The sequence below is a fragment of the Phenylobacterium sp. genome (assembly GCF_036264965.1).
Taxonomy (GTDB): Bacteria; Pseudomonadota; Alphaproteobacteria; order Caulobacterales; family Caulobacteraceae; genus Phenylobacterium.
In genome coordinates, this window is sequence record NZ_DATAPY010000098.1 from 13,197 (window position 1) to 33,495 (window position 20,299).

22 protein-coding genes are annotated in these 20,299 nt (G+C 67.5%); 17 read left to right on the forward strand and 5 right to left on the reverse strand.

Going from position 1 to position 20,299, the window contains the following annotated elements; genetic code table 11:
• Window positions 1-131: 131 nt before the first annotated feature.
• The 5 genes from VHS75_RS12380 to VHS75_RS12400 all read left to right on the forward strand — a co-directional run bounded on the left by VHS75_RS12380 (window position 132) and on the right by VHS75_RS12400 (window position 4,011).
• Window positions 132-1,262 carry a ferritin-like domain-containing protein gene (locus VHS75_RS12380; RefSeq protein ID WP_329638926.1) on the forward strand — a complete coding sequence of 377 codons (1,131 nt, stop codon included), beginning with the start codon at window positions 132-134 and terminating at the stop codon, window positions 1,260-1,262.
• Between the two features lie 148 nt (window positions 1,263-1,410).
• The gene (locus tag VHS75_RS12385; RefSeq protein WP_329638927.1) at window positions 1,411-2,547 is read left to right on the forward strand and encodes a ferritin-like domain-containing protein; all 1,137 of its coding nucleotides are present in this window, start codon (window positions 1,411-1,413) and stop codon (window positions 2,545-2,547) included.
• Between the two features lie 127 nt (window positions 2,548-2,674).
• The gene (locus tag VHS75_RS12390; protein WP_329638928.1) at window positions 2,675-3,208 is read left to right on the forward strand and encodes a lipocalin family protein; all 534 of its coding nucleotides are present in this window, start codon (window positions 2,675-2,677) and stop codon (window positions 3,206-3,208) included.
• A 40-nt stretch (window positions 3,209-3,248) separates the two neighbouring features.
• Window positions 3,249-3,707: a DNA repair putative endonuclease MmcB gene (mmcB, locus tag VHS75_RS12395; RefSeq protein WP_329638929.1), complete on the forward strand. Its 459-nt coding sequence runs from the start codon at window positions 3,249-3,251 to the stop codon at window positions 3,705-3,707.
• Window positions 3,708-3,711: 4 nt separating this feature from the next.
• On the forward strand, window positions 3,712-4,011 hold the full coding sequence (locus VHS75_RS12400) for a GIY-YIG nuclease family protein (protein WP_329638930.1): 300 nt from the start codon (window positions 3,712-3,714) through the stop codon (window positions 4,009-4,011).
• Window positions 4,012-4,177: 166 nt separating this feature from the next.
• Here the strand turns inward: VHS75_RS12400 and VHS75_RS12405 are convergent, their stop codons facing one another.
• Both VHS75_RS12405 and VHS75_RS12410 read right to left on the reverse strand, forming a co-directional pair.
• Entirely contained in the window at window positions 4,178-4,969 is a 792-nt protein-coding gene (locus VHS75_RS12405) for a LytTR family DNA-binding domain-containing protein (RefSeq protein ID WP_329638931.1), read from the reverse strand.
• Complete coding sequence (locus VHS75_RS12410; RefSeq protein ID WP_329638932.1) at window positions 4,966-6,063, reverse strand: sensor histidine kinase; 1,098 nt, start codon at window positions 6,061-6,063, stop codon at window positions 4,966-4,968. Before VHS75_RS12410 ends, VHS75_RS12405 begins: the two co-directional genes overlap by 4 nt.
• A 181-nt stretch (window positions 6,064-6,244) precedes the next feature.
• On the opposite strand from VHS75_RS12410, the gene VHS75_RS12415 reads away from it, so the two are divergent.
• Complete coding sequence (locus VHS75_RS12415) at window positions 6,245-6,454, forward strand: hypothetical protein (protein WP_329638933.1); 210 nt, start codon at window positions 6,245-6,247, stop codon at window positions 6,452-6,454.
• 4 nt (window positions 6,455-6,458) lie between these two features.
• Window positions 6,459-6,830, forward strand: coding sequence for a hypothetical protein (locus VHS75_RS12420; protein ID WP_329638934.1), 372 nt, complete (start codon window positions 6,459-6,461; stop codon window positions 6,828-6,830).
• A gap of 13 nt (window positions 6,831-6,843) precedes the next feature.
• On the opposite strand, the gene VHS75_RS12425 is transcribed toward VHS75_RS12420, so the two are convergent.
• Together VHS75_RS12425 and VHS75_RS12430 are read right to left on the reverse strand one after the other, a co-directional pair.
• Window positions 6,844-7,401, reverse strand: coding sequence for an ActR/PrrA/RegA family redox response regulator transcription factor (locus VHS75_RS12425; protein WP_329638935.1), 558 nt, complete (start codon window positions 7,399-7,401; stop codon window positions 6,844-6,846).
• Window positions 7,402-7,488: 87 nt separating this feature from the next.
• Window positions 7,489-8,895, reverse strand: coding sequence for an ActS/PrrB/RegB family redox-sensitive histidine kinase (locus VHS75_RS12430; protein ID WP_329638936.1), 1,407 nt, complete (start codon window positions 8,893-8,895; stop codon window positions 7,489-7,491).
• Between the two features lie 85 nt (window positions 8,896-8,980).
• Between VHS75_RS12430 and VHS75_RS12435 the strand changes: the two genes are divergently transcribed.
• The 3 genes from VHS75_RS12435 (at window position 8,981) to VHS75_RS12445 (ending at window position 11,755) form a co-directional block, all read left to right on the forward strand.
• Window positions 8,981-9,598, forward strand: a complete 618-nt coding sequence (locus VHS75_RS12435; protein WP_329638937.1) for an SCO family protein — start codon at window positions 8,981-8,983, stop codon at window positions 9,596-9,598.
• 67 nt (window positions 9,599-9,665) lie between these two features.
• Entirely contained in the window at window positions 9,666-10,961 is a 1,296-nt protein-coding gene (locus tag VHS75_RS12440) for a polyhydroxyalkanoate depolymerase (protein ID WP_329638938.1), read from the forward strand.
• Window positions 10,962-11,005: 44 nt separating this feature from the next.
• Complete coding sequence (locus VHS75_RS12445; protein ID WP_329638939.1) at window positions 11,006-11,755, forward strand: SprT family zinc-dependent metalloprotease; 750 nt, start codon at window positions 11,006-11,008, stop codon at window positions 11,753-11,755.
• 180 nt (window positions 11,756-11,935) lie between these two features.
• On the opposite strand, the gene VHS75_RS12450 is transcribed toward VHS75_RS12445, so the two are convergent.
• Window positions 11,936-13,915 (reverse strand): penicillin-binding protein 1A, encoded by a 1,980-nt coding sequence (locus VHS75_RS12450; protein ID WP_329638940.1) that lies wholly within the window; start codon window positions 13,913-13,915, stop codon window positions 11,936-11,938.
• A 217-nt stretch (window positions 13,916-14,132) separates the two neighbouring features.
• Here VHS75_RS12450 and VHS75_RS12455 point away from each other — a divergent pair, with 217 nt between their 5' ends.
• The 7 genes from VHS75_RS12455 to atpD form a co-directional block, all read left to right on the forward strand.
• Window positions 14,133-14,747, forward strand: coding sequence for a thioredoxin domain-containing protein (locus tag VHS75_RS12455; RefSeq protein ID WP_329638941.1), 615 nt, complete (start codon window positions 14,133-14,135; stop codon window positions 14,745-14,747).
• A 255-nt stretch (window positions 14,748-15,002) separates the two neighbouring features.
• The gene (locus VHS75_RS12460; protein WP_329638942.1) at window positions 15,003-15,344 is read left to right on the forward strand and encodes a CC_3452 family protein; all 342 of its coding nucleotides are present in this window, start codon (window positions 15,003-15,005) and stop codon (window positions 15,342-15,344) included.
• Window positions 15,345-15,659: 315 nt separating this feature from the next.
• Complete coding sequence (locus VHS75_RS12465) at window positions 15,660-16,214, forward strand: F0F1 ATP synthase subunit delta (RefSeq protein ID WP_329638943.1); 555 nt, start codon at window positions 15,660-15,662, stop codon at window positions 16,212-16,214.
• 5 nt (window positions 16,215-16,219) lie between these two features.
• Window positions 16,220-17,749: a F0F1 ATP synthase subunit alpha gene (gene atpA, locus VHS75_RS12470; RefSeq protein WP_329638944.1), complete on the forward strand. Its 1,530-nt coding sequence runs from the start codon at window positions 16,220-16,222 to the stop codon at window positions 17,747-17,749.
• A gap of 8 nt (window positions 17,750-17,757) precedes the next feature.
• Window positions 17,758-18,387, forward strand: coding sequence for a pseudaminic acid biosynthesis-associated methylase (locus tag VHS75_RS12475; protein ID WP_329638945.1), 630 nt, complete (start codon window positions 17,758-17,760; stop codon window positions 18,385-18,387).
• Between the two features lie 7 nt (window positions 18,388-18,394).
• Window positions 18,395-19,261 carry a F0F1 ATP synthase subunit gamma gene (locus VHS75_RS12480; protein ID WP_329638946.1) on the forward strand — a complete coding sequence of 289 codons (867 nt, stop codon included), beginning with the start codon at window positions 18,395-18,397 and terminating at the stop codon, window positions 19,259-19,261.
• 22 nt (window positions 19,262-19,283) lie between these two features.
• A partial coding sequence (gene atpD / locus VHS75_RS12485) for a F0F1 ATP synthase subunit beta (protein ID WP_329638947.1) occupies window positions 19,284-20,299 on the forward strand: 1,016 nt, incomplete at its 3' end.

Genomic DNA, 20,299 nt, shown 5'->3' on the forward strand with positions numbered 1-20,299 from the left:
GATGCCCTCGCCTAGAGCAGAATCTGAACCTGACGCCCCCGTCATCTTTCGTTGACTGATCAGTGTTTAGATGGTTGGCTCCAGCCAACGCCAGACGGGCGGATTTCGCCCGCGACCCAGGAGCAGACGCCATGGCCGCCGACGGCAACATCACCAAGGACATCATCTACGACGCCGTGGCGCCGGACGACTTCGAGTCGATGCTGGAGCTCGACCGCTACAACGCCCGCTCGACGGCGTTCGACAAAATCATCAGCGCGACCCACGACCACTTCTGGGACCCGCTGGACCCCAAGTACATCGACTTCTCCGAGCCGTTCGACATGGAAAACACCATGATCCTGCCGGAGAAGATGATCGGGCCGCTGCAGCTCGACTACGTCAACGAGATCCTCGGCACCGAGAAGCGCCGCATCGCCTTCGCCAACGCCCAGACGCTGCGCACCTTCTCCTCGATCCTGCACGGCGAGCAGGGCGCGCTGAACCTGTCGGCCAGCCTCTGCCACGTGCTGAAGGATCAGGGCGCGCAGGAATACGCCGCCAACCAGACCCGCGAGGAGGCCCGCCACGTCACGGCCTTCGCCAAGTACATCAAGGCCCGCTGGGGCCGGCCGGTGGAATGCGGACCGATCCTGAAGGACCTGCTGGTCGAGATCATCGGCGCGCCGGAGGTCTACAAGAAGATCATCGGCATGCAGATGCTGGTGGAAGGCCTGGCCATGGGCGCCTTCGCCACGATCTTCAACGAGACCGCCGACCCGCTGGCCAAGAAGCTGACCCAGCTGGTGATGACCGACGAGGCCTTCCACCACAAGTTCGGCAAGATCTGGGCCGACCGCACCATCCCGCACCTGACCGAGGCCGAGCATGAGGTCATCGAGATGTGGGCGGCGCACTGCTTCCAGACGCTGCTGTTCAACCTGGTGGCCCCGACCCAGAACCTCGGCCTCTATGAGGAATTCGGCCTCGACCCGAACCGGGTGATCGAGGAGATGGGCAAGCTGGTCAACGACGAGACCCGCCGCGAGGAGATGAAGGAAGCCACCAACATCTTCCGCGTCCTGGTGAAGACCCTCGTCAACGCCGGCATCATCACCGACCGGACCAAGGCGTTCTACGCGGTCTATGTCGACATCGACGAGCTGAAGAACGAAGGCGACAAGATGGTCGGCGACGACATCGCCGAGGAGGGGATCAAGTACCTCCAGGAGATCAACTTCAAGGACCGTGCCCTGGCTAAGGTCCTGATCGCCGCGGAATGAGTGTCCTGCTCAAGGTGTGAAGCCCGAGCGCCCGCCGGGGAGACCTGGCGGGCGTTCTGCTGAGGCAGAGCCGGGGCGAGTTTCCTTTGACCTGCGCCCGCGCCGGAGCGATCCTTCAGTGAACATTGTTCAGGCTGGAGCCCGCGCCATGGCCGACGGCAACATCACCAAGGACGCCATGTACGGGGCGGTGGCCCCCGACGACTTCGAGTCGATGCTGACGCTGGACCGCTACAACGAACGCTCCACGGCCTTCGACAAGATCATCAGCGCCACCCACGACCATTTCTGGGATCCGCTGGACAAGCGCTACATCGATTTCGACGAGCCCTTCGACCTCGAGAACGAGGCGATGGTTCCAGACGAGCAGCAGCCGCTGCTGCGCCTGCCCTATGTCGCCGAGGCGTTGAAGGATCCGAAGCAGAAGATCGCCTTCATCAACTACATGCAGCTACGCGGCTTCTCCTCGATCCTGCATGGTGAGCAAGGGGCGCTGAACCTGTCGGCCAGCCTCTGCCACGTGCTCTATGACCAGGGCGCCCAGGAATACGCCGCCAACCAGACCCGCGAGGAGGCGCGCCACGTCACCGCCTTCGCCAAATACATCAAGAGCCGCTGGGGCCGCCCGACCGAGTGCGGTGCGGCGCTGAAGACCCTGCTGGTGGAGATCATCGAGACGCCGGAGGTCTACAAGAAGATCGTCGGCATGCAGATGCTGGTGGAGGGCCTGGCCATGGGCGCCTTCGCCAACGGCTACCGCTACAATCGCGACCCGGTGGCCAAGAAGCTGTTCCAGCTGGTGATGACCGACGAGGCCTTCCACCACAAGTTCGGGAAGATTTGGGCCGACCGGACGATCCCCAAGCTGACGCAGGCGGAACGCAACCAGGTCGAGGACTGGACCGCCCACTGCGCCCAGAGCCTGCTGTTCGACCGCGGCGATCCGCGGCAGATGGCGGAGATCTACGGCAAGTTCGACCTCGATCCGGAGCGGGTGATCGCCGACATCATGCAGCGGCGCGCGAGCCGCGATCCGACGCGCAAGTTCAAGGGCGAGACCAACGTCTTCCGGGTCCTCATCAAGACCTTGCTGCAGGCCCAACTGATCACCGAGCGGACTCGCGGCTTCTACGCCATGTACGTCGACATGGACGAATTGGCGGCCGAGGGCGACCGCACGGTGGGCGACGACATCGCCGAGGATGGCATCCGATACCTGCAGGCGATCAACTTCAAGGACCGGTCGCAAGACGGGGCGAAACCAGTCTCCATCGCGGCGGAGTAGCGCGACGTAACACCACAGGCGTAACTTCGCCCTTAAAAGGGCAAGGTTGTATTGTCTCTTGATGCAGCGCCCGCGAACCCTCCGCGGGCGTTTCATTTGTCACAAGACGAAGATATTCAACCGTCCCATGCTGAAACGCCTGATCGTGATTCTGGCCGCCGCCGCGGCGCTCGCCGCCGCGCTCCCGGCGGCGGCCGCCTCCGTGGCCCAGCCGGTCGCCCACATCGAACTCGCCCGCATGATGGGCCGCTGGTACGAAGTGGCGCGCCTGCCGAACATGACCCAGCGCGGCTGCCAGGCCGGCACCTCGGACTGGACGCGGAGCGGCGAAGGCTTCGCCGTGGTCCAGGCCTGCCACAAGGGCTCGCCCGACGGCCCGGTGTCGGAATGGAAGGCCAAGGCGCACGTCGCCGACCCGGTCTCCAACGCCAAGTTCAAGATGAGTTTCTTCGGCGGTCTGGTCAGCCAGGAATACTGGGTGCTGGAAGAGCGGTCGGACGAGGGCTGGCTGATCCTGGCGACCCACGACGGAAAATACCTGTGGCTGATGTCGCAGAAGCCCATCCTGCCGATGGCGATCAAGACCGAGGCCGTGGCGCGCATTAAGCAGCTCGGCTTCGACGTCGGCCGCCTGGAATTCCCGCTGCCCGCGCACGGCTGAGGCTCTTGCGTCCGGAACGTAGCCGGAACATTCTAGGCTGGTGGACGCCACCGTCACCCTTGTCACCGTTTCGCGGCCTGAGACCACCGCGGCCGTCACCCGCGGGGCCGCGCGACTCCTGACGGCGCTCGGCTACGCGCCCCTGGCCGAGGTGACCCTGCCGAACGGGCGCCGCGCCGACCTGATGGCGCTGGGGCGCAAGGGCGAGATCTTCATCGTCGAGGTGAAGTCCAGCCTGGAGGACTTCCGCACCGACCAGAAGTGGCACGAGTACCAGCCCTATTGCGACGCCTTCGCCTTCGCCGTGGCGCCGGAGTTCCCGCGCGAGATCCTGCCCGAGGAGCCGGGGCTGATCGTCGCCGACGGCTTTGGCGGCGCGGTGTTGCGTGAGGCCGGCGCGGTCCCCCTCGCCGGCGCCCGGCGCAAGGCCCTGACGCTGGCCTTCGGACGGCTGGCGGCGCTCAGGGCCGCGGGGGTCCAGGCGTTCAGCTTGGAATGAGACGGTGGGCGGCTGGGTCTACATCATGGCCAGCGCGCCCTATGGGACGCTCTACGTCGGGGTGACCAGCGACGTTTCCCGACGGGTGTTCGAGCATCGCGAGGGCATCGGCAGCGCTTTCTGCCGCAAGTACGGCGTGCGGCGGCTTGTCCATTCCGAACCCTTCGAAGACATCTCAAACGCTATCCACCGCGAGAAGCGCCTGAAGAAGTGGCCGCGCGCCTGGAAGATCAAGCTCATCGAGGCAACCAACCCGACCTGGGCTGATCTCTACGAGACGATCCTCGATTGCGGTCCGCTCTAGCCCTCGCCATCCCCCAACGTCGTCATCCTCCGGTCAGCCGTAGGCTGATCCGGGGGACCCAAGCCGAGCTTGATGAAAGGCCGCGACAAACCCAGCCGGACCCGGCTTGGGTCCCCCGGATCGCGTCTTCGCGCGACCGGAGGATGACGAGCTGTTGTGGAAGCGGCTATCGACCGGTCTGTGAAGTGCTCATCGCCTTCAGCGCGCCCATGTGTCGGCGGGAGACGGCGACTTCGGCGCCGGTCGACAGGACCACTGCGCCGCGACCCGCGGCGTGGCGGATACGCACGATGCGGTCGATGCGCACCAGGCTGGAGCGGTGGATGCGGATGAACTGGGCGGGGTCCAGACGCTCGGCGAGCGCGCCGATCGACTGGCGGACCAGGAAGCTGCGCGCGCGGGTGTGGATGCGCACGTAGTCGCGCTCGGCGGCGATCCAGTCGATGGCGGCGACCGGCACACTGATGCGCCCGCCGCGCTCCTGGATCCAGATTTCGCGGCAGAAGGCGCTGGGCGGCTGGGCCCCGGCCGGCCCGCTGCGCAGGTTGCGCAGAATCTCTTCCAGCTCCTCAGCCCGCTCGGCCGCGGCGCGGTTGGCCAAGGTCTCCCGGGCGCGGGTGAGCGAGGCGGCCAGGCGGGCCGGCTCCACGGGCTTCAGCAGGTAGTCGAAGGCTGCCCGCTCGAAGGCGTCCAGGGCGAAGCGATCGAAGGCGGTGACGAAGATGACGATCGGCGCCTCTTTCCCCAGCCTGTCCAGCACTTCCAGCCCGGTCAGGCCCGGCATCTTGATGTCCAGCAACACCACGTCCGGCGCGCGTTCGGCGATCATCCGGGCCGCCGCCACGCCGTCGGACGCGGCGCCGGCCAGCTCGATAGCCGGCTGCTCGCGCAGCAGGATCTCCAGCCGGCGCCGCGCCAGGGGCTCGTCGTCGACGATGAGCACACGCAGCGGGGTCATCGGCGCTCCAGGGGCAGCTCGACGGTCGCCGCAAAGCCGCCGCCTGGCCGCGGGCCGCAGGTCAGCCGGCCGGCCTCGCCGTAGAGCACCTCCAGGCGGCGCCGCACGTTGGCCAGGCCGACGCCCAGGGTGGCCGGCGCCTTGACGATGTCCGGCACGGCGTCGTCTTGCACGGTGACGACCAGCCCTTGGTCGCCGAGCGCGGCGGCGATTTCCACGCGCACGGGCCGTGTGGTGCGCGCGACGCCGTATTTCACCGCGTTCTCGATCAGCGGCTGGAGGATCAGGCCGGGGACGAGGGCGTCCTGCAGCTCGTCCGGCATGGCCTCCACCAGGACCAGGCGATCGCCGAACCGCTCCTGTTCGATGGCGAGATACTGGCGCTGCGCGGTGAGTTCGTCTGCCAGGGTGATCTTGTCGCCAGGCGCCTTTTCCAGCGAGGCGCGCAGGAAATTGGACAGCGACAGCACCATCCGTTCGGCCCGGTCGAAATCCTTTTGCAGGATCAGAGAGGAGAGCGCGTTCAGCGTGTTGAACAGGAAGTGCGGGTTGATCTGATAGCGCAGCATTTGGTTCTGGCTTTCGGCCGCCAGCGCCTGGGCCTCCATCAACCGCAGGCTCTGCTCGCGCGCCCGGTCGTCGGAGTTCAGGGCGAACACCACCGCGCACCAGGCCACGAAGGACCAGATCAGGCTCGAGAAGGTGAGCGTGGTGTTCCAAATGTAGTCCATCGCCGTTTCGTGCGCGGTCTCGGCCGAGGGCGCGATAACGTAGAAGGCCACGTGATTGAGGGCCGTGTAGAAGATGGCGCCCGTCACGGAGAGCCCCGCGGCCAGGGCCAGCCGACGGGCTCGCGACCAGCCGACCGATCGCAACAAGAGGTGCTGGAACACGATGCACAGCAGGAAGGCGGCCGTGCAGACCGCCCCGCGGCGCAGGCCGTAATTCAGCAGGGTAGGCCAGGGCGTGCTCATGCCCAGCGAGCGGACGCTGATCAGCAGGTAGGTGAACGCCCACAGGATCAGGTTGGCGGCGAAATAACGGTCGAAGAACGGTCGCCGGGCCGGTTCGGCGTCGGCGAAGGGGCTGCCCAAGGACGCTCCTCCGCGCCGTTTCATCTCGCCGGCAGATTAGGCCGCCCGGCGCCTCGATGCGACGCCGTTCGTCGTGCGGAACCGGCCGTTTGCCGCAGTGACTGCAATTGGCTGCGCGATTTGCAGCCTTCATCGAATACGGCGTGATCGCGTACGCCCGCGGCCGGATGCTTCCGTCGCTATGAAACTGAGCGGTCAGATTTCCATCGAACTCACCGTCGACGACTTCGTCGCGGCCGCCGATCATCAGCGGCGGATCGAGGGCCTGCTGGCGGTGATCCGCGATATCTATCCCGAGGCCACCCTGACCCTGCGCGAACGCCGACAGGCCAAGCCGCCGTTGCCGCGAGTCCCGGCTGCGCGGCCGCACGGCCTTTATGGAGAGCATTGAGACCATGCGCCGGCGAAACGCCATCCTGCAGGCCCTGGCCCTGCTGAAGGCCCTGGAGCCCCGGATCAGCGTCAACGAGGTGATCGCCTTCCTCTACGCCGCGGAGAACGAGGGGCTGACGGTGCAGGAGATGGCGATCGTCGCAGGCCTCACCCAATCCACGGCCTCGCGCAGCCTGCGCTCGCTTGGCCCCAAGGAGTCCAGTTGGTCGATGGCCCCGGCGCTGGGCCTGCTGGAGGCCTACCTCAACCCGTCCGACGCCCGCAGCCACGTGATCCATCTCAGCGTCCGTGGCCGCGAGGTGCGCGACCGCATCGACGCGATCATCCGCCAGGGCGCAACGATCGCGCTGGACGCGACATCCCGAGCGGCCTGACGCGCCCGCTGTCCTATCGCGGCGCGCGCTTCGCCAGGATCCGCTGCAGGGTCCGCCGGTGCATGTTGAGCCGGCGCGCGGTCTCCGAGACGTTGTGATTGCAGAGCTCGTAGATGCGCTGGATGTGCTCCCAGCGCACGCGGTCAGCGCTCATCGGATTGTCCGGCGGGGCCGGCGAGGTGTCGCCGCGGGCGAGCAGGGCGCGCACCACGTCGTCGGCGTCGGCGGGCTTGGAGAGATAGTCGACGGCGCCGGCCTTCACCGCCTGCACCGCGGTGGCGATGTTGCCGTAGCCGGTCAGCATGATGATCTTGGCGTCGGGGCGGGCGTCGCGGACCGCTTCCACCACCTTCAGGCCGGTGCCGTCTTCCAGCCGCATGTCCAGCACGGCGAAGGCCGGGGCGTGGACCTTCACCGCGGTCAAGGCTTCGGAGACGGAGCCCACCAGGGTCGGTTCGAACCCGCGCTGTTCGAGCGCCCGGCCCAGGCGGGTGCGCAGGGGCGCGTCGTCATCGAGCACGAGCAGGGTCTTGTCCGGCAGGGCGGCGACGTCGGCGGAAAGATCGGTCATGCGGTGATCCCTAGGGGAAGCTCTGACTGTGCGGCATTCTGTCGCGGCTGTTGGCGTTAGGGCAAGCCGGAACTCGTCATGGGCGAACTAGAGGTCTCCGGCTTCGATTTTGGCGCGAGGCCAGCGCGCCGACACGACGGCGCCGTGCGGTCTGCTGTTCTGAAACGTCACTAGGGCCCCCGTTCGTTCCAAAAGCGTCTTCGCGATGAAGAATCCGAGGCCCATGCCGATGTGGCCGGTACGTGAGCCCTCGGCCCCGGGCCGCGTGGTCACATAGGGCTCGCCGAGCTTGGCCAGCACGTCGGCCGCGAACCCCGGACCGTCGTCGCGGACCTCTATGGAGATGGTCTCGGCGTCGAACCGCGCGGAGAGCAGGATTTCGGACTCCGCGAAATCGACGGCGTTTTCCACGAACGACGTGAAGGCGTGGGTGATCTCAGGCAGGCGGCGGATATCGGGGGTCTTCATCCCCTTGGCGCCGGTGACGATGGCCTCGACCCGCACGCCTTTCACGCCCGCGTGGGGTTCGATGACGTCCTGCACGAGCTGGCGCAGGGAGATGCGCTCGTGGACGTCATCGGAGGCGGCGTCGGGGGTTTCGGTCAGCCGACGCAGGATCTCGCGGCAGCGCTCGGCCTGTGAGACCAGCAGCTCCGCGTCGTCCTTGACGTTCTGGTTGGGCGCCTCGCGACCCAGCTCCTTGGCCACGATGGAGATGGTGGCGAGCGGGGTGCCCAGCTCGTGGGCGGCGGCGGCGGCGAGCGCGCCGAGGGCCGAGAGCCGCTGTTCGCGCGCCAAGACCGCCTGGGTCACGTCCAGCGCCAGGGCCATTCGGGCGCTCTCGACGGCGGCCTGACGCACATAGCCGGCGGTGAGGGCGATGCCGGCCAGGTTGGCGAGCGCCCCGCCGATCCGGAACGTCAGGGGAATGGCGGCCGTCATGCCGGGTCCATGCGGCAGGGGCAGCGAGACGAAGGCCAGCAATGCGGAAATCGCCGCGGCCATGGCGCCCAGGATCAGCACCGGCCGCAGCGGCAGGGTGGCCGCGGCCAGGGTGACGGGCGCGATCAGCATCAGGACGAAAGGATTGGCTGTCCCGCCCGTCAGGAACACCAGCGCGCTCATCTGCAGGATGTCGATCGACAGCTGGGCGGCGGCCTCGCGATCGCCGAACACCCGCTGGCCGGGCGAGGCCACGCCGGTCAGGAGGTTCACCCAGGCCCCGGCCCCGACGACGGCGAAGCAGAGGGCGTAGGGCAGGGTGAACCCCATCGCCAGGACGGCGAGCAGCAACAGCGCCTCGCCCGCCACCACCATCCAGCGCAGGGTCACCAGGGTGCGGACCCTTAAGCGCCCGCGATGGACCGGACCCTGCGGCCAGGCTTCGGCCCCGTCTATGTCGCCGCCTGCCGGTCCAGCTTGCGCGTCGGTGCGGGCGGTCCTATCGAGGCCGGGCTCTGTCGACGGCGCGGCGGGGGTCCTGGGTCTGGCCATGCCTCAGCAGGATCGCGCGCTCGCGCCGCCGTGACGAGCCCTAATGCGGCCGCCGCCTGGGCCGCGATGTCGACAGGGACGCCTCATGAGCCGGACCGTTTGGGTCATCCTCGCCATCCTGGCGCTGGCTTTCGCCGTGATCACCGGCCTGGCGGTCCGGCGCGGCGTGCTCGGCGCCCAGACCCAGACCGCGGCGATCGGTGGCCCGTTCCACCTGGTCGACCAGACCGGCGCGCCCAAGGATGCGGGTGTCCTGAAAAAGAAGTGGAGCGCGGTCTTCTTCGGCTTCACCTACTGCCCCGAGGCCTGCCCGACGACCCTGCTGGCCCTCGGTCAGGCCGAAAAACTGCTGGGACCCAAGGCGGACGACTTCCAGACGGTGTTCATCTCGGTCGATCCGGGGCGCGACACGCCCAAAGTGATGGCCAACTATCTGTCCAACAGCGCCTTCCCGCACCGCACCCTCGGGCTCACCGGTACCGACAGCCAGGTGGCCGATGTCGCCCATGCCTATCACGTGTTCTACCAGAAGGCCGGGACCGGGCCGGACTACCAGATCAACCACTCGACCATCACCTATCTGATGAGCCCGACCGGCGATTTCGTCTGCGTGCTCCCCTACGGCGAGACGCCCCAGGCCCTGGCCGGGCAAATCCAGGCGGCCATGAAACAGGGCCCGCACGCGCAATCCTGCCGCGCCTGATCTGAATGTTGGGTATGGACCCGATTAACGGTTCGGGTGTTATGCTGCGGCGCACAAAGGACGCGGCATGCTCTATTCCCTCTATGAAGCCGGCTTTTACGCAGCCTCTCCGCTTCGCGCCGCAGCGCGGCTGACGCGCGACTTCTGGTCGTCGCCGCTCAATCCGGCGAAGGACAGCGACCTGGGCCGCCGGCTCTATGCCAACGCCGACCTGTTCGCGAACCTGACGCGCCGCTACGGCAAGCCGGCGTGGGGCATCGACACCGTCGAGATCGACGGCCAGGCGGTGCGCGTGCGTCCGACCGAGGTCTGGTCCAGCCCCTGGTGCAAGCTCACCCACTTCGCCCGCGACATGGCCGACATGCGCCGTGCGGGCCGGCGGACGCGCGAGCCTGCCGTGCTGATCGCCGCCCCGCTGTCGGGCCACTACGCCACCCTGCTGCGAGGGACCGTGCAGGCCTTCCTGCAGGACCACGAGGTCTACATCACCGAGTGGACCAACGCGCGCGAAGTGCCGGTGTTGGAAGGCCGCTTCGACTTCCACGACTACATCGACCATATCCGTTCGATGCTGCAGGCCTTGGGCCCGCGCCCTCACGTGGTCGCCGTCTGCCAGCCGGGCCCGCCGGTGCTGGCCGCCGCAGCCCTGATGGCCGAGGACGGCGACGAGAGCCGGCCCGGCTCCATGACTTTCATGGGCTCGCCGATCGACGCGCGCTTGTCGCCGACGGTGACCAACAAGCTCGCCGAGGAACGGCCCTTCACCTGGTTCCAGTCGCACATGATCGACACCGTGCCGCCGCCCTATCCGGGCATGGGCCGGCGCGTCTATCCGGGCTTCGTGCAGCTCGCCAGCTTCATGTCGATGAACGCCGAGAAGCACCAGGAGGCGCATCAGCGCTACCTGCGCCAGCTGATGGACGGCGACGGCGACGGCGCCGAGCGGCACCTGGAATTCTACGACGAATACCTCTCGGTCCTCGACCTGACCGAGGAGTTCTACCTGCAGACCGTCGACGTGGTCTTCCAGCGCTACCTGCTGCCCAAGGGTGAGCTGGAGCATCGCGGGCGGCTGGTTCGGCCGGACAAGATCACCGACATCCGCCTGCTCACCGTCGAGGGCGAGAACGACGACATCTCCGGCATCGGCCAGACCCAGGCGGCGCATGATCTCTGCTCCGGGCTGCCGGCGGCGCTCAAGGAAGACTACGTCCAGCCGCACGTCGGCCACTACGGGGTCTTCAACGGCGCCCGCTTCCGCGACGAGATCTATCCGCGGGTGCGCAGCGCCATCTGGGAGGCCGAACTGGCGGTGTCGCGCAGCCCCGCCAACGCCCTGCCCAAGCGGACCAAAGCCGCCTAGATTCCCCTCCCACCGGCGGCCAAAGCCGCCTAGATTCCGGGACGATGAGTCTCTTCGGCCGTTCACTCGCCGATGGCGACCGGCTGGAGGTGGCCGGGACGGCCGTCACCCTGAAGGTCAACCGCCGCGCGCGCCGGGTGTCCCTGCGGCTTGACCGGACGCGGCGCGAGATCGTCGCCACCGCGCCCTCGTCGCGCCGCCTGCCGGAAGCGGCCGCCTTCGCCCGCGCCCGCGCCGGCTGGATCGCCGAGCGGATCGCCGAACTGCCCGACGCCACGCCTATCCACCCCGGGATGACACTCAACGTTTTCGGCGAGCCCGTGCGCCTGGAAGCCGGGAGCGGCAGGGCCAAGTGGCTTCCCGCGACACCCGACGAGCCGGCGCGGATCACGGCGATGGCGCCCGATGGCCTTGGGGGCGAAGGCTATGCGCGCGCCGTCATCCTGATGCTGAAGAAGCGCGCCGCCGCCGTGCTGGGCGAGCGCACTGAGGTCTATGCCGCCATGCTGGGCGTCGAGCCGCCAAAGGTGACCGTGGCGGACGCCAGGGGCCGCTGGGGCTCCTGCCGGCCCGGGATGCGCGGCCACCCGGCCTCGATCCGCTATAGCTGGCGCCTGGCGCTCGCGCCGTTCGAGGTGGCCGACTACGTGGCCGCCCACGAATGCGCCCACCTCCTGGAGCTCAACCACGGACCGCGCTTCTGGGCGCATGTGAAGGCCCTGGTGGGCGAGGTGAAGCCGCACCGCGAATGGCTGCGCGCCGAGGGCGCAAGGCTGCACGCTTTCGGGCGCTAGCTTCCCTCCCTTAATGGGGAGGGACAGGCCGCACAGCGGCCAGGGTGGGGAAGTGCGGGCCGGAATTCTGAGTCAGCGCTTGAACGCGGCTTCCCCACCCGTTTCGGCGGAGTTTATCCTCGGGCCGGCGTTCGCCGGACCCGGGGGCCTCGCCACCCTCCCCAGACGGGGAGGGAAAGCTCAGTGCGGCGCCTCTTCCTGAGTCTGCCTTGATTGCGCCGGCGGCGGGTCGGCCTCGTGGTCGCCGTGCAGCAGGTCGTTCACGCCGTTGATGATCGCGCCGATGGCGTCTGTGGGCTCGGCGGGCGCCGGGGCCTCGGCGCCGGGGATGCCCTCGGTCTTCAGTCGCGGCAGGGCCTGGGTCATGTAGTCGTGCCAGATGGCCGCCGGGGCGCCGCCGCCGGTGACCTTCCTCATCGGGGTGTTGTCGTCCTTGCCGACCCACACGGCGGTGACGAAGCCGCCGGTGTAGCCGATGAACCAGGCGTCGCGATAATCGCTGGTGGTCCCGGTCTTGCCGGCCAGGTCGTAGCCCTTGACGTTGGCCCGTGCGCCCGTGCCGGACTGGATAACGCCGCGCATCATGCGGATCATGTAGCTGAGCGCCGGCTGGCCGATCACCGCGCGGCGCTGGTCGTTGCCGACATTGTGGTCATAGAGCACACGGCCGGATGCGGTGCGGATCCGCTCGATGCCATAGCCCTTGGCGAACACGCCCCCGTTGGAGAACGGCGCATAGGCCTGGGCCATTTCCATCGGGCTCACCTCGACGGCGCCGAGCGCCATCGAGGGATCGAGCTGGATCGGGGAGGCGATCCCCAGCCGGTGGGCGGTGGCTGCGACGTTCGAGGTCCCGACCTCGTTGGCCAGGCGCGCGGCGACGGTGTTGATCGATTCCTTGAGCGCAATCTCCAGGGTGATCGGGCCGAGGTACTGGCCGGTGTAGTTGCGCGGCGTCCAGGTCCCGATGGTGATCGGTTCGTCGACCACCGGCGTGTCGGGCGTGCGGCCGGCCTCCATGGCGGTCAGGTAGACAAAGGGCTTGAAGGACGAGCCGGCCTGGCGGCGGGCGCTGGTGGCGCGGTCGAACTGGCTCTGCAGGTAGCTGACCCCGCCGACATAGGCGCGGACGCGGCCCTCGCCGTCGAGGGAGATCAGCGCCGCCTGTTTGACGCCCTGGGCCTGGGCGCTGGCGACGCCGGCCTGCACCGATTGCTCGGCTGAGGCCTGCAACGGCAAGTCCAGTGTGGTCTCCACCACCAGGTCCTCGGTGGGCTGGCCGACCAGCTTGCGGACCTGATCGTCGACCCAGTCGGTGAAATACTGCGCCCGCTGGCTGGCCAGCACCGGATTGACCCGGATCGGCTGCTGGAAGGCCGCGTCGCGCTCGGCCGGGGTGATGGCGTGGATGCGCACCATCTCGTCCAGCACCGTGGTGGCGCGGCGCTCGGACCGGGCGGTGTCGGCCATAGGCGAATAGCGCGAGGGGCCCTTCATCAGCCCGGCCAGCATGGCGCTTTCGCCGAGGCTGAGCTGGGCGGCGGGCTTGCCGAAGTAGCGTTGGCTGGCGGCTTCGATGCCATAGGCGCCTTCGCCGAAATAGACCCGGTTCAGATAGAGCTCGAGGATCTGCTTCTTGGAGAACTTGGCCTCCAGCCAGATCGCCAGGATCAGTTCCTGCGCCTTGCGGCGATAGGTCTGGTTGGGCGTGAGGAACAGATTGCGGGCCAGCTGCTGGGTGATGGTCGAGCCGCCGCGCAGGGGCCCGCCGCCGCGGTGGGTCATGTCGTAGAACTGGCTGCGCGCGATGCCCCAGGGATTGAAGCCGAAGTGCCAGTAGAACCAGCGGTCCTCGATGGCCACGAAGGCCTTCGGCACATAGGGCGGCAGCTTGTCGAGGTCGACCGGCGGGGCGAACTGGCTGCCGCGCACCGCCACCAGGCCGCCGGAGCGGTCGAGGTAGGAGATCGAAGGCTGGCGTTTGACGTCGTAGAGCTTGGAGGTGTCGGGCAGGTCGACGGAGAAGACGGCGAAGAAGGCGACCACGAAGATCAGCGCCCAGACACCCAGCACCAGTGTCCAGTAGATCACCGCCTGAAGCGGCGAGCGGCCCGGCCGGGGCGGTCCGGCTCCGTCGCTTGGCGGCGGCGCTTTGGCCATCTGCTCGTCGTCCTACGGTCGGCGCGGGGCCCCCGACCCGGCGCGGGTCATAGCCCACGCCGCAGAAGCACGCGACAAGATTGACGAGATATGAACGGCGGGGTTTGTGAGGGACATCTATGGCCTCTCCGCTTCCTTTGAGGCCAAGCTTACGTCACATTCCGCGCCGAGTTTCGGATCGGTTCGGGCCGGCGCGCCCTGGAAGGGATTTTCGACAATGTTGCGGACGAGGGTAGCGCTGCTGATGGCGCTGGTGATGTTCGGCGCGGCCGCCTGTTCCAAGGGCTCCGGCGGCGCGGCGCTCACCGCCGATGACATGGATTTGGGCAACCCCCAGTCCAAGGTGACGGTCGTCGAGTACGCCTCGGTCGGTTGCCCGGTCTGCGCCAAGTGGCAGAAGGAAGTCTGGCCGGCGTTCAAGGCCAAGTACGTCGACACCAACAAGGTCCACTACGTGTTCCGCGAGATGCTGGTGGGCCAGGGGCCCGAGCTCGCCGTGGCCGCTTCCGGCTTCCTCGTCGCCCGCTGCGCCGGCAAGGACAAGTACTTCGCCGTCACCGACGCCATCTTCAAGAGTCAGGAGCAGGCCTTCCAGGCGCCGCGCGAGACCCTGATGGACGTCGCCAAGTCGGTGGGCATGACCGAGGACGGCTTCAACAAGTGCATCAATGACGAGAAGGCCATCCAGGCGCTGAACGACCGGGTCGACCACCACAACCGCGACGATCACGTGAACTCGACGCCGACCTTCGTCATCAACGGCAAGAGCCTGGAGCCCGGCTACCATACGCTTGACGAGATCGACGCGGCCATCAAGGCGGCGGGCGGCTAGTCAGCCCGTCCAGAGCCTGATCCTCGTCTGGATGAACAACGTTAGGTAGGAAGCCGCAAGCTCCGCCGCTTGCGACATTCTTGCATAGCCGATGTGCGAAAATAGCGGTTGCCAGCGATCTTAACACTGTTATCTTAGCGATGCTCAGTTCGTGGCGCGCCTAGGGTGGGGATACCCGAAGCGGTTCCACGCGGCGAACGGGGCCGGCGTCTTGAGCAGGGACGCCGAAACTCCCCAACGCCCCGGAGGGCTACTATGAAACTCCTGACCCTTGCGGCCGCCTGCGCCGCTGTCGCCACGCTGTCCGCCGCTCCCGCCTTCGCTGGCCAGCCGGTCGTCGCCAAGCTCGCCCAGCCCGTGACCCAAGCCACCAAGGTCATCGCCGGCGACGCAGTGTTCTCCTGCGAAGGCGACACCTGCACCGCCAACGCCCCGACTTCGCAGACCTTCTCCAGCACGGCCTGCAAGACCGTGGCGGCCAAGGTCGGCACGCTCGTCTCGTTCACCGGGACCAAGTCGATGGATGATGCGCGCCTGGGCGCCTGCAACAGCGTCGCCGTGGCCAAGGCCGCCGGTTCGCAAGTCGCCAACAAGTAGGCCGCTTTACGATCTCCCAGCAGCTCTGTTGTCGAGCTTCTGAAACTGCAAGGGCGTCGGTCTTCAGACCGGCGCCCTTTTCTTTGGTCGCGGCTTTCCGCCGCCGAATGCGCGGACCTCGTGACTATTCGTCGGGTCGCCGCGGGCCCCTCTGTGTTGCGGCGCGGGAGGTCGCGTGCTATCAGGCGCGCGGCTTTGGGACAGGGGTCTTTGAGACCTTTCGGACCGATGTGCTTTTTCCAAGCGCTTTCAAGCCTTTAAGGCTGCTGCGGAATACCCGCTGCGGCTCCCTAGACGCACCGGGCGGACACTTAAGTGGCGGATGATTCAAAGGCATCGAATGTGGGCGGCCGCTACGCGCAGGCCCTGTTCGATCTGGCGACCGATGAGAAGCGCGTCGCGGCGGTCGAGGCCGACCTGAAATCCCTGAAGACCGCCCTGGCGGACAGCCGTGACCTGCGCGTCCTGGTGCACTCGCCGGCGTTCAGCGCCGAGGACAAGGCCAGGGGTCTGGGCGCCATCGCCGCGAAGGCGAAGTTCAACGCCACCACCCAGAAGTTCCTCGGCCTCCTGGCCGCCAATGGCCGCGCCTCGTCGCTGGCCTCGGTGATCACCGGCTATGAGGATCTGTCGGCCAAGGCCCGCGGCGCGGTCTCCGCCCAGGTCACCACGGCTATTCCCCTGTCCGCCGCCCAGGCCAAGGGCGTCGCCGCCGCGCTGCGCCAGACGCTCGGCAAGGACCCTGAAATCCAGACCCGCGTCGATCCCGCCATCCTTGGCGGGATCAAGGTGCAGGTCGGTTCCCGTCTGTTTGACGCTTCGCTCAAGTCGAAGCTCGACTCCCTCAAATTCGCCCTCAAGAGAGCGTAAGATTCATGGATATCCGCGCCGCCGAAATCTCGGCCATCCTCAAGTCGCAGATCGCGAATTTCGGCCAGGAAGCTGACGTCTCCGACGTCGGTCAGGTTCTGAGCGTCGGCGACGGCATCGCCCGTGTGTTCGGCCTCGACAACGTCCAGGCCGGCGAAATGGTCGAATTCCCCAAGGCCGGGGTGAAGGGCATGGCCCTGAACCTTGAGCGCGACAACGTCGGCGTCGTGATCTTCGGCGAAGACCGCGCCATCTCCGAAGGCGACGAAGTCCGCCGCCTGGGCGAGATCGTGGACGTGCCGGTCGGCAAGGGCCTCCTGGGCCGCGTCGTGAACCCGCTGGGCGAGCCGATCGACGGCAAGGGCCCGATCGTCGCCACCGAACGCCGCCGCGTGGACGTCAAGGCGCCGGGCATCATTCCGCGCAAGTCCGTGCATGAACCTGTGCAGACGGGCCTGAAGGCCATCGACACCCTGATCCCCGTCGGCCGCGGCCAACGCGAACTGATCATCGGCGACCGCCAGACCGGCAAGACCGCCGTGGCGATCGACACCATCCTGAATCAGAAGTCGATCAACGCCGGCACGGACGAAAGCGCCAAGCTCTATTGCATCTACGTCGCCATCGGCCAGAAGCGCTCGACTGTCGCCCAGATCGTCAAGACCCTCGAGGAGCGCGGCGCGCTCGACTACACCATCGTGGTCTCCGCCACGGCGTCGGAGCCGGCCCCGCTGCAGTTCCTGGCGCCGTTCGCCGGCTGCGCCATGGGCGAGTGGTTCCGCGACAACGGCATGCACGCCGTCATCATCTATGACGACCTTTCCAAGCAGGCCGTCGCCTATCGCCAGATGTCGCTGCTGCTGCGCCGGCCGCCGGGCCGCGAAGCCTATCCGGGCGACGTCTTCTACCTGCACAGCCGCCTGCTGGAGCGGGCGGCGAAGCTGAACGAGGACAACGGCTCCGGTTCGCTGACCGCGCTTCCGCTGATCGAGACCCAGGCCAACGACGTGTCGGCCTATATCCCGACCAACGTGATCTCGATCACCGACGGCCAGATCTTCCTGGAAACCGACCTGTTCTTCCAGGGCATCCGCCCGGCGGTGAACGTCGGCATCTCGGTGTCGCGCGTGGGTTCGTCCGCTCAGATCAAGGCGATGAAGACCGCCGCCGGCCCGATCAAGGGCGAGCTCGCCCAGTACCGGGAAATGGCCGCCTTCGCGAAGTTCGGCTCCGACCTGGACGTCACGACCCAGCGCCAGCTGGCGCGCGGCGAGCGCCTCACCGAACTGCTGAAGCAGCCGCAATATGCGCCGCTGGCGGTTGAGGAGCAGGTGGCCGTGATCTACGCCGGCACCCGCGGCTACCTCGACGGCGTCGCCACGAACCAGGTGCGCCGCTTCGAGAGCGAACTGCTGGCCCACCTGCATTCCAAGCACCAGCCGATGCTCGACAAGATCCGCACCGAAAAGGACATCAAGAACGTCGAAGACGATCTGAAGTCCACGCTGGCCGCCTTCGCCTCGACCTTCGCCTGACCAGCTTGATGGCGATCGAGCCCAAAGCCCTCAGCGCCTGGACGGGCGCGTTCGGCGACCGGTACACGGAGCGCAACGTCGCTTCGACCGACGCCGTGCGCGGTCGCGCGCGCATCTGGGCCGAGGTCCTGTCGCACATGCAGGGCGACCCGCCGAAGAGCGCGCTGGAAGTGGGCCCGAACCTGGGCCTCAACCTGCGCGGCCTCGCCAGCGTGGCCGAGATCGACTGCTGGGGCATCGAGCCCAATCCGGCGGCCCGCAAGCTGTTGGTCGATGATGGCGTACTGCCCGCCGACCGGGTGTTCGAGGGCTTCGGCCACTCGATCCCGCTGGCCGATGGCGCGGTCGACTTGGCGTTCACCACCGGGGTGCTGATCCACGTGGATCCGACCCTGCTCGAAGCGACGCTGCGCGAGATTCATCGCGTCGCCGCCAAGTACGTTTTCTGCTGCGAGTACTTTTCGCCGAAGCCGGAGACCATCGCCTACCACGGCGAAACGGACCTCCTGTTCAAGAACGACTTCGGTTCGCTCTACATGGATATGTTTCCCGACCTGTGCCTGGTCGATTGCGGTTTCTTCTGGCGACGGACGACCGTGATCGACGACTGCACATGGTGGTTGTTCAGAAAGGTCTGAGGCGAGGATGGCCAGCCTCAAGGAAATGCGCAATCGGATCGGAAGCGTGAAAGCCACGCAGAAGATCACCAAGGCGCTGCAGATGGTGGCGGCGGCGAAGCTTCGCCGATCGCAGGACGCCGCCCAGAACGCCCGGCCCTATGCCGTGCGGATGGCCGCGGTCATCGCCAACCTGGCGGCGGGCGTCTCCGGCGAAGGTGCGCCGCGCCTGCTGGTGGGCTCCGGCGCCGATCAACGTCACCTCATCGTGGTCGCCACCTCGGACCGCGGTCTGGCCGGTGGCTTCAACTCCTCGATCGTGCGCGCCGCGCGTGAACGGATTTCGCGCCTGCTGAGCGAAGGCAAGGACGTCCGCGTCCTGTCCCTCGGCCGCAAGGCCCGCGACCAGCTGAAGCGCCTCGACCGCTCGGTGGGCGCGTTCGAGGCCGGCGGCAGTCCCTCGCTGCGTGTGGCCGAAGAGGTCTCGGCCAAGGTGCAGGAGCTGTTCGCGGCCGGCGACGTGGACGTCGTCACCCTGTTCTTCTCGAAGTTCGTCTCGGTGGTGACCCAGACCGCGACCGGCGTGCAGCTGATCCCGGCCGAGGTGAAGACCGCAGCCCAGCCCATCGACCTGAAGGGCGCGGTCTATGAGTACGAGCCGGACGAGGAGACGATCCTCGAAGAGCTCCTGCCCCGCAACATCACCACCCAGATCTTCTCCGCCATGCTGGAGAACCAGGCGGGCTTCTACGCGGCCCAGATGACCGCGATGGACAACGCCACACGCAACGCCGGGGATATGATCTCCAGCCTCACCCTGCAGTACAACCGCTCACGCCAGGCGCAGATCACCAAGGAGCTGATCGAGATCATCTCCGGCGCCGAAGCGCTCTAGTCGAAAGTCGAAAGAGACAGCCATGGCTACCACCACCGCCCAAAAACCTGGCGCCAAGAAGCCCGCCGCCCCGAAGAAGCCTGCAGCTCCCAAGGCGCCCGCCAACGCCGCCGCGAAGACGCCGGTCAAGGCCGCGAAGGCCGTCGCCACCGGCAGGCTGGTGCAGATCATCGGCGCCGTCGTCGACGTGGAGTTCGAAGGCCACCTGCCGGCGATCCAGAGCGCGCTGGAAACCACCAACACCGACCAGCGGACCGGCCAGCCCTTCCGCCTGGTGTTCGAGGTCGCCCAGCACCTGGGCGAGAACACCGTGCGCGCCATCGCCATGGACACCACCGAGGGCCTGACCCGCGGCCAGCCGGTGTTCGACACCGGTCGCCCGATCACCGTGCCCGTGGGCCCGGCCACGCTCGGCCGCATCATGAACGTCATCGGCGACCCGATCGACGAAGCCGGCCCGATCAACTCGGCCTTCTCCTCGCCGATCCACCGCGAGGCGCCGTCCTTCGCCGAGCAATCGACCTCGGCCGAAGTGCTGGTCACCGGCATCAAGGTGATCGACCTGCTCTGCCCCTACACCAAGGGCGGCAAGATCGGCCTGTTCGGCGGCGCCGGCGTGGGCAAGACCGTGACCATGCAGGAGCTGATCAACAACATCGCCAAGGCCTACGGCGGCTACTCGGTGCTGGCCGGGGTCGGCGAGCGCACCCGCGAAGGCAACGACCTCTATCACGAGATGATCGAGTCCAACGTGAACCTGCCGGGCGGCGGGGAAGGCTCCAAGTGCGCGCTGGTCTACGGCCAGATGAACGAGCCTCCGGGCGCGCGGGCCCGCGTGGCCCTGACCGGCCTGGCGCAAGCCGAGTACTTCCGCGACCAGGAGGGCAAGGACGTCCTGCTGTTCATCGACAACATCTTCCGCTTCACCCAGGCCGGCGCCGAAGTGTCGGCCCTGCTCGGCCGCATCCCGTCGGCGGTGGGCTATCAGCCGACCCTGGCCACGGAAATGGGCCAGCTGCAGGAGCGCATCACCTCCAC